The sequence below is a fragment of the Segatella copri genome (assembly GCF_003465495.1).
Lineage (GTDB): Bacteria > Bacteroidota > Bacteroidia > Bacteroidales > Bacteroidaceae > Prevotella > Prevotella copri_G.
The window spans coordinates 1-8,159 of the sequence record NZ_QSAV01000074.1 but is presented as its reverse complement, the minus strand read 5'-3'; the positions used below and the strand labels follow the sequence as shown (position 1 = coordinate 8,159).

General features: G+C 41.5%; 12 protein-coding genes. 1 reads left to right on the top strand and 11 read right to left on the bottom strand.

Annotation, left to right across the window (positions count from 1 at the left end; genetic code table 11):
* From DWV53_RS15550 to DWV53_RS14515, 11 genes are all read right to left on the bottom strand, one after another.
* On the bottom strand, nt 1-184 hold a 184-nt coding region (locus DWV53_RS15550; protein ID WP_147468819.1), incomplete at its 3' end, for a hypothetical protein.
* A gap of 1,276 nt (nt 185-1,460) precedes the next feature.
* Complete coding sequence (locus tag DWV53_RS14560; protein ID WP_181992518.1) at nt 1,461-2,138, bottom strand: virulence RhuM family protein; 678 nt, start codon at nt 2,136-2,138, stop codon at nt 1,461-1,463.
* Nucleotides 2,139-2,509: 371 nt separating this feature from the next.
* Nucleotides 2,510-2,797: a type II toxin-antitoxin system YafQ family toxin gene (locus tag DWV53_RS14555; RefSeq protein WP_117729061.1), complete on the bottom strand. Its 288-nt coding sequence runs from the start codon at nt 2,795-2,797 to the stop codon at nt 2,510-2,512.
* A gap of 5 nt (nt 2,798-2,802) precedes the next feature.
* Nucleotides 2,803-3,042, bottom strand: a complete 240-nt coding sequence (locus DWV53_RS14550; protein ID WP_117695786.1) for a hypothetical protein — start codon at nt 3,040-3,042, stop codon at nt 2,803-2,805.
* Nucleotides 3,043-3,427: 385 nt separating this feature from the next.
* Entirely contained in the window at nt 3,428-3,847 is a 420-nt protein-coding gene (locus DWV53_RS14545; RefSeq protein WP_147468818.1) for a hypothetical protein, read from the bottom strand.
* Nucleotides 3,848-3,888: 41 nt separating this feature from the next.
* Nucleotides 3,889-4,365 (bottom strand): hypothetical protein, encoded by a 477-nt coding sequence (locus tag DWV53_RS14540; protein ID WP_117729060.1) that lies wholly within the window; start codon nt 4,363-4,365, stop codon nt 3,889-3,891.
* A gap of 464 nt (nt 4,366-4,829) precedes the next feature.
* Nucleotides 4,830-4,982, bottom strand: coding sequence for an ABC transporter ATP-binding protein (locus DWV53_RS14535; protein WP_118155318.1), 153 nt, complete (start codon nt 4,980-4,982; stop codon nt 4,830-4,832).
* A 432-nt stretch (nt 4,983-5,414) separates the two neighbouring features.
* A complete protein-coding gene (locus DWV53_RS14530) occupies nt 5,415-5,636 on the bottom strand; it encodes a hypothetical protein (protein WP_118155316.1) in 222 nt (73 codons plus the stop codon).
* Nucleotides 5,627-6,220 carry a Panacea domain-containing protein gene (locus tag DWV53_RS14525; protein WP_118155324.1) on the bottom strand — a complete coding sequence of 198 codons (594 nt, stop codon included), beginning with the start codon at nt 6,218-6,220 and terminating at the stop codon, nt 5,627-5,629. Before DWV53_RS14525 ends, DWV53_RS14530 begins: the two co-directional genes overlap by 10 nt.
* Nucleotides 6,221-6,351: 131 nt before the next feature.
* Nucleotides 6,352-6,627, bottom strand: coding sequence for a transcription-repair coupling factor (locus DWV53_RS14520; protein WP_259319010.1), 276 nt, complete (start codon nt 6,625-6,627; stop codon nt 6,352-6,354).
* Between the two features lie 395 nt (nt 6,628-7,022).
* The gene (locus DWV53_RS14515; RefSeq protein ID WP_118155312.1) at nt 7,023-7,445 is read right to left on the bottom strand and encodes a hypothetical protein; all 423 of its coding nucleotides are present in this window, start codon (nt 7,443-7,445) and stop codon (nt 7,023-7,025) included.
* Nucleotides 7,446-7,636: 191 nt separating this feature from the next.
* Between DWV53_RS14515 and DWV53_RS14510 the strand changes: the two genes are divergently transcribed.
* Nucleotides 7,637-8,122: an HU family DNA-binding protein gene (locus DWV53_RS14510; protein WP_118155310.1), complete on the top strand. Its 486-nt coding sequence runs from the start codon at nt 7,637-7,639 to the stop codon at nt 8,120-8,122.
* Nucleotides 8,123-8,159 lie beyond the last annotated feature (37 nt).

Genomic DNA, 8,159 nt, shown 5'->3' with positions numbered 1-8,159 from the left:
GGAACATTCCGACTACATCCATGATTTCAACCTGACGCAGATTCATTCGAGAAATTTCCACTCGAATCGCCTTTTCATCAGATGAACCTTGCTGCAATGATACTTGAAGCTCTGCAACACGAGATTGCATACGCTTCAGTTCTGCATGCATGGATGGTATCAAACTCTTAATATCAGTATTCATAATATGAAAGATAATATATCACAAAGACAAAGGTGGTAAGAAGACAGCCTCACGGACAACACGTTTGCCACGGCTATTGATCATGACACGTCTTTCCAAAGTGCGTCGGATCTGTTGCTACAAAACCATTTTCAGCTACATATCCTTCACTTTTTGCCATGGCTTCGCCGTCGTCCCCTGCAATAGTGGACGTAACCTGTGAGTGTATATTTGTCTCTTTCATCATGCGAATCAAGTTCGTTTTTTGATGACGTTCATCTGAATCTCGATATAAGAGACACAGAATCTCCTTGCAAAAATACGAAAATTGTTGGAAACTAGCAAATTATGCGTGTTAAAAAATTAATATCATTCTACGTAAATCAACATTATTTTACTATTCTTTTCGTACATAATTTCCTAAGTCGTTGATTGAACGAAAGTTTTAGATTTTTCTGTATCTCTCATGTAAAGATTCAGGAAAAATGGTTCATTTTGGTTCATTTTACAAAATCCCTCTTTTTATTCATTTTTGTGGCTTATAGGGCTGCCAGTATTTTGGCATTGGCATCATCTACTTCTGAGCTTTTGATAGAATTGAGATAGATTTGTGTGGTGGTTTCTCCATCTTTCGTTTGGTTGCAACCTTTGTGATGATGACAGATACACCTGATACAATTGCCTCTAAACGAACAAAGGGAAACAACCAGTCTTTGGTCGTTCCCCTTTGTTCGTTGTATTCATTCTGATTACATCACATGATTGTCAAAATGACTTTGCAGGCAAATCATTCCGTCCTTCCTTGTTGATAAAGGCTTTTTTCTACCTCTCCGTCTCTCCTGCAAGGAGAGCTCCACTTTCTCCCCAAGCCCCTCTCAATAGTCTTTACGACCCCTTCGGTTCCCCTTGTAGGGGACAGAAACCTCAGGAAGCGGGGATGTAACCGCCCTCCGGTGCTCAGAACCGCTACGCTATAAGGTTGACGGGGCATCAAAGCCCTCGCCAAATTGTGCGGGATGGGACCGCCTGGGTATAACTTGCTATAATTTGCTATAGCTTGCTGATTGGGGGTGCATGGGGGGCGGCTTACTGGTTGAGACCACCATTTTTGTTCCCCACCGCAGTATCGCTCTGCACTTGTCGTCGCTCGAATGGGGAATATTGTTTTTATACTACTTTTGAGAGGATTACCTCAGGAGAGGTACCCATCAGGGTTATGGCGGAAATCTTATGACCGCCATTGGCATTTAATGAATGACCACAATGATAGAGGCTATCATCTATGATAAGCCAGCGATCATGGGACTCGTTTCGCCATTTTCGGACGTCTATATGATTGTTGGGGAAGGGTTAGCGATGAAACATAGCCATCTATGATGATTACTCGATTATTGGCAGAACGAACCAGGTTCTCTAAAGCAACTCTTGCTGTATAGAAATCACCTTCGAAGAAGACCATCTCTGCTGGAGGAGTGGAGGTTCGAATAAAGAAATCAAGCTGCTGTTGCTGCTTAGCCTGGACATCCTCAATATGGGTCATACGCTTGTCCATATTCTCCTGTAAGGCTATCAAGTGACGATTCACGGAATAACCTTGGAGAAGATATTGGCGTAAAACAGATGTAGCCCAAATACGGAATTTTGTACCTTGTACGGACTTTACCCTATAACCTACAGATATTATAACATCTAAATTATAATAATCAACTTGATATGTTTTGCCGTCTGAGGCAGTGTAGGCAAATTTTGCCCAAACTGATTCTTTCTGCAATTCTCCTTCATTAAATATAGTTCGCACATGCTTGCCAATAACACTCCTATCACGACCAAATAGTTCTGCCATTTGGTCTAAAGAAAGCCATACCGTATTGAAAGCTTCATCTATTCTTACATGGAGGGAAATACTTTCATCTGGTTGATAGAGTACTATCTGGGAATCATCAGCCACAGGCTGTATATTATTGTCGTTTGCCATAATCATACATTTTTATTGCTAATATAGTGACAAAAGTACGATTTTATTTCATAACTACCAAGGAATTAAGAGAAAAAATGCATTTATTAACCTATACTTGGCTTATGGCTAAACATTACAACACACAAAATGATTCTGCTTCCTTATCTACTTTTTTCTCTTCTATGGTCATAACGTAAGTTTTTTTCGACTCCCCTGTCCCCCTCTTGCGAAGAGGGGGTCCTTAACCCACTCCCAAGCCCTCGCCCTTTCCAAAAGGGCAAGGGATGTAACCGCCCTCCGGTGCTCGGAACCGCTACGCTCTAAGGTTGGCGGACCAAAGCGGTCTTCGCCATATTGTGCGGGATGAGACCGCCTGACTGTTATGGAAATCAGCGCTTACGTCCTTTACCAAATAATTCAGAATGCGAACCTAAACGAACTAATTCTATTGCATTATTGTTCTTATCAAACCAAATCAAAAGTGTATCATTTTCTATATGGCATTCCATATAGTTCTTCCAGTTGCCTTTCAAAGAATGAGGATTATATTCTTCCGGTATCTGATTGCCTTCTGCCAAAAGCTTAACTATCCCCATAAGCGTTTCTACAAATTCTTTATCATTCTTAAAACGCTTATAATCTTTCTTGAACTGCGAGGTCTTTCGAATTTCTTTCATAAACCCTATTCCTCCATTGATGCCATGAAACTTTCTAAGCTATCTACTCGAACTACTCCCGCATCATGACCACTCTCAGCCTCTTTCATTGCTGCCAAAGTTTCTGCGTTTGGAACATCTTCCAAAGCAGCACTCCTTGAAACTGGGGAGTCTGAAACTATTTTAACGCCTCTCATAAGAGAGAGGACATTCTTTAATTGCTCCAACAAAGATGGACTATCTATCTGTAATGTTAACTGTGCCATAACTTCTATATTTAATTCGCAGCAAAGATAAGGGTTTTCTGTGAAACTACCAAATTTTGGGAGGAGTTTTTTCAACTCTGACCAATTACTTGTAGAGATCTACGGTGATATCGAATGGTGAAGCGAAATCTTTCAGCATTGCATGCTTCGTAATAAGCAGCTAAGCACTATAACATTTTTCGACTCCCCTGTCCCCCTCTTGCGAAGAGGGGGTCCTTAACCCACTCCCAAGCCCTCGCCCTTTCCAAAAGGGCAAGGGATGTAACCGCCCTCCGGTGCTCAGAACCGCTACGCTCTAAGGTTGGCGGACCAATCAAAGGTCTCGCCAGGTTTGCGGGATGGGACCGCCTTCCTATTATCTTGCTAAAGGTGCTGGGTACTACCCCTATTTTAAAACAACATTAGCTTGCAATAAGTCACAAAGAGAGCGTAACGTTTTTAATGTATAAGGACGAATCGTCAAGTCATCACAGATTAACTTCTTATCCTTACCCAAGAAAAACATACCACAATGATCATTAAGACCTGCTTTAACAGGATATATTCTTAATCTATCATGTAAGTTTGCTAAATAACTTGGAGTAAAAAGAGCATAACCCACATAATGGCTTTCTGTCTTTTTAAAAACATACTTACCTTTTTTATTCAAATGCTTTTGGTCTATAAAAGACAGCCTAGACAATGAGACATAAGACTCTACTTCACCATTCGTAAAACGTCGAAGATTAAATGCCGCAAAATTCAACTGATGGGTATTTTCATCATAAAAGGCTGGAGAAGACAACAATCGAGCAATCTCCTCCATATCTTTCAATACTGGTTTCTCAAATGTTATATCACATTCCATTAGGCTATGTTCTTTAAGACTTCCAAAAATTTAGGGAGTTCTGAAAGAGGAAGGATACCTTCTTTCTCTATCTCTCCATAATTGACATCATATACTATTCTATCACTAAGAATAGACAAACAGGCGTCTCCTTTGGAGGTCTTCCATTGCATTAATATATAGCCATTGGTATTTGGGAATATTGCTAATCCCTGAAGCAATGATTCGCTACAGGATGAAACAACTTTCTGAGAATAATCACATGCTTCTGATGATATGGAAGGGGAACCTGCGTAATCCCAATTCGCCGGCAAATCTCGAAGTTCAAGAATACGCTTCTCAAGTCGTTGTCTTAACGAAAGACTTGGCTTCTTTTTCAAGTGTTGCTTCAATAATCGCAAAGCTTCTGCCATAGCATCAGTCACACTGATGTTATTCTGCTCTGCTATCGTTGCATAGCCTTGATATAATGTATTATCGAGTACCAATGTTGCCATAAGCGTAATATTCTAATTATTGCCTGCAAATATAAGGGTTTTCTGTGAAACTACCAAATTTTTGGAGGAGTTTTTGATTCTTGCTCTAATCTCCCACAGATTTGGCTTTACTTCCCACTGGTCAGTGGGTCCGGTGGACAAATCTCCCTTCGGCCGCCGATTTTCAATTCACGGATTTGCACAGATACTCTCGTTGCAGCAACGGTTCTCACTAAGCTTCGCAGCAATAGATATTTCTCTGCACGCGAATTACGCATTGATTTTACTGAACACGAATTGCACGAATTACACAAATAAGGTATATCACCAATACAGCGTCCCCACTATATTATAAGTAGTTACACCTATCAGTTTTTTTTGAAAAATGTTATATTTGTTCCCCACCGCAGTATCGCTCTGCGCTTGTCTCCACTCGAATGAGGTAAAATGTATTTATTAACCTATGCTTGGCTTATGGCTAAACATTACAACACACAAAATGATTCTGCTTCCTTACCGGTTCTGCGGCGATAATTATCACGCATTCGCTTTTCCATTTGTGCTATGTATTCTGCTTTTCGCTCCCTAGAAGCCTTGAAGCGACGCATAAAATCTGCCTTTTTTTCTTCTATGGTCATAACGTAAGTTTTGTTTCGACTCCCCTGTCCCCCTCTTGCGAAGAGGGGGTCCTTATCCTATACCCAAGCCCTAAATCCCTACCATAGGGATTAGGGATGTAACCGCCCTACTGTGCTGTTTTTCTAAAATCATCCCGTCCTTCTTTACCATTAAAGAAGGCTCCACCTCTCATCTCGGTCTTCTCCCCTCAGGGAAGAAGAGGAAAACCGCCCTCCGGTGCTCAGAACCGCTACGCTCTAAGGTTGGCGGGGCATCAAAGCCCTCGCCATGGTTGTGCGGGATGGGACCGCTGGGCTGTTATGGGGATCAGCTTGCAATTATATTGCTGAAAGTGAGTGCATGGAGGGGGCTTGCAGGTTGAGCCCACCAGAATTGTTCCCCACCGCAGTATCGCTCTGCGCTTGTCGCCACTCGAATGAGGAATATTGTTTTTATACTACTTTTGAGAGGATTACCTCAGGGGAGGTGCCCATCAGAGGCAGTATGTTCCAAAATGGAACTAACTTCTTTGGTTTCTGCTTTCTTCCATCCTTGAAGACCAAGCCTTCTTCTATTGAAATAACTGTTCGTATCAATGAACCTATTTCTAATTTATCTTCGGTAACCTTACGAAGATTATCAAGATAGGATTTCTGCAACTCCCTTAAATCCATGATAATGCTTTTTGAACTGATTGGCGGTCACGAATTACGCATAGCATGTCTTTGCTTGCTCCTGCCGCAGCTGCCATATCATACATGGTTATCTTGGAGTCCTCACCTGTCTTGTCAGCCTGACGTTTTGCACGTTTCCAAGCTCTGTCTTCATGTGACTTATCGGATAGGTCAAAGGATTCTACATCCTTGCACTTTTCAATCCATTTATCCAACATCTTCACATCAGCTACAGACAGTTCATCCATATCGCATTCCGCATTCTTGGAAGCTAGAACAAGTTGATGACCATCCTGAGAGATAGCTATATTCAATGAATCTGCAAAATCCTTTAATTCTGGCGAAGAAAGGTCTGCCTTGCCTTCTATTCCACGCAACACCTTATAGGTTAAAGCTGGTACAGGACCATGCTTTCTTGCAACAAAGGTATCGTAAATGATTGGCAATCCATATTCCTTTAACTGATCTTGCTGCGCAAAATACATAACCTTAAAGAGATGAATATAATCAACTCCTTCTGGGAATGCTTTCAGAATGTAAAGCACTACTGCCTTTATTTTCAAAATCTGATCTATTGTCTTCATAATTGTATCTCCTTTTTTAGGTGCAAAAATAAGGGTTTTCTGTGAAACTACCAATTTTTTTTGGGGGGGGTCAACTCCGCCCAATTACTTGTGGAAATCTACGGTGATATCGAATGGTGAATCGAAATCGTTCAGCATCTCGGTCTTCTTTCTTGATTATTCCTTATCTTTTTTTTTATCTCGTCAGCAGGTTTCTCCACCAATTTTTGCTCAGCCTGGCTGGCAGTGGGCGCAATGAGATTGTTTCCGCCATGAATATTGAAGATAGCATGGGGATCCTGACACTCCTTGATTTGATCGATGAGGCCATGATACTCCTTGGACATCATCTTGCGTAGCAGACATTGCACTCGGGAGACGTCGGCAAAGTGATTCTCATTCATGAACTCCTGTGCCTTCTGTATCATGTACAAATTTTTATCCTCCATACTAAATTAACCATCTAGAATTAATAAAAGCCAATTTTCAGCAGCAATTGACCATAATCCGCAAGTTTTGCGAGTTGAAAATCCTATAGTTGTACGACTGTAAAGCTACAGTTGTACGACTATACATGCTATAGTTGTACAACTCTGGAGTTATAGTCGTACAACTATAGGGGTCATAGTCGTACGACTATAGATTTTCAAGAGACCAAGTATATTTTTCAATTTTTATACACTGCTGACTATCAACAACTTACCAAGCCTCAGCATATTTTCAATTCTACAAAACGAATTTGGATTCATTGAAAATTCTGAAATTATGGTGGGCGTAAAAGTGCCTTTTGTCAGTATTTTTCCTCACGCTACTTCATTGGTGATCATTTCCACTTATACCAGGCTTCATTGATATACTTGCGGATATTACTGATGCCTGTAGTAACCTGTGGTGCCAAGGGCTGTAAGACTTCGATAAACTCCTGCTTCACCATAATATCTTGGTCAACCTTTACATCTGTATCATTCACCATATCCATCACCACCTGAGCCAATTCCTTGGCATTGGTGCATGCAGAGAGCTTGGCTACATATTCTGCTAATGCTTCCACATTATTAATATATAAAGAGAGACGGGTTGTTTCGGGTGAGAGAACAGGCTCTTGACTTGTGGTCTTCGCCTTCAACATCTCCTCTATGTACTTGTCGCCATAAAAGTTTTGCTCAGCCTTGATAGCATTGGGCAGAATCTGGTTGTTACCGCCAGAGATATTAAAGACGATATTTGCCTTGTTGGTATCTTCCATTGCTATGATTTTTATTAAAAGTGAGCGTATCGTGAATGAGTAGTAAACAGATGGTGAACGTCAGTGAAGGCATTTGTTTTCGCCTCGCCAATGTTGTATCTTCGCAACGTCAATCAGAACAAACGGGATTGCAAATCTCTTTGAACTGACGATGACTGAACTTTAGTATTAATCTTTTAAATGTTTTAATTATGAGTAAAAGCTACAAAGTTGCAAAGAAGACCATTAACATGGGTGAGAAGAAGGGTCAGACACTCTTTTCTGTTAGACCTTACAGTTACGGAACCTTGACCACCGAGGAGGTTGCTAACCAAATCGCAGTGGAGTCTACAGCTACTCCTGCAGACGTAAAGGCGGTACTCGACCGCTATGCTTACTACGTGAAGGAGAACCTGAAGAAGGGTTACGACATCGAGTTGCTTGGATTCGGCAAGCTCTTCATCCGTTTCATTACCGGCAAAGCCGTAGAAGATGAGAGTAAGGCGAACGCTAAACTCGTCAAGAGTCTCGTTCCTGCCTTCCGTCCTTCTTTCACCAAGTTGCAGAATGGTACTCGTCTCTACAACCTGATTCCTGATTCCATCGAACTCGTCAAGTACGGTGAAGAGAAGAAGGATAAGACTACTGGTGGTGAGACCACTGGCGGCGGTTCCGGCACCGAGGCTGGCGGAACGTAACCATCTATATTTCCATACACCCTCTGAACCACCTTTA

Bases quoted from the DNA above. Each gene is read 5' to 3' on its own strand.
- DWV53_RS14560 (WP_181992518.1), bottom strand. From the start codon at position 2,138: ATGGCAAACGACAATAATATACAGCCTGTGGCTGATGATTCCCAGATA.
- DWV53_RS14555 (WP_117729061.1), bottom strand. From the start codon at position 2,797: ATGAAAGAAATTCGAAAGACCTCGCAGTTCAAGAAAGATTATAAGCGT.
- DWV53_RS14550 (WP_117695786.1), bottom strand. From the start codon at position 3,042: ATGGCACAGTTAACATTACAGATAGATAGTCCATCTTTGTTGGAGCAA.
- DWV53_RS14545 (WP_147468818.1), bottom strand. From the start codon at position 3,847: ATGGAGGAGATTGCTCGATTGTTGTCTTCTCCAGCCTTTTATGATGAA.
- DWV53_RS14540 (WP_117729060.1), bottom strand. From the start codon at position 4,365: ATGGCAACATTGGTACTCGATAATACATTATATCAAGGCTATGCAACG.
- DWV53_RS14535 (WP_118155318.1), bottom strand. From the start codon at position 4,982: ATGACCATAGAAGAAAAAAAGGCAGATTTTATGCGTCGCTTCAAGGCT.
- DWV53_RS14530 (WP_118155316.1), bottom strand. From the start codon at position 5,636: ATGGATTTAAGGGAGTTGCAGAAATCCTATCTTGATAATCTTCGTAAG.
- DWV53_RS14525 (WP_118155324.1), bottom strand. From the start codon at position 6,220: ATGAAGACAATAGATCAGATTTTGAAAATAAAGGCAGTAGTGCTTTAC.
- DWV53_RS14520 (WP_259319010.1), bottom strand. From the start codon at position 6,627: ATGATACAGAAGGCACAGGAGTTCATGAATGAGAATCACTTTGCCGAC.
- DWV53_RS14515 (WP_118155312.1), bottom strand. From the start codon at position 7,445: ATGGAAGATACCAACAAGGCAAATATCGTCTTTAATATCTCTGGCGGT.
- DWV53_RS14510 (WP_118155310.1), top strand. From the start codon at position 7,637: ATGAGTAAAAGCTACAAAGTTGCAAAGAAGACCATTAACATGGGTGAG.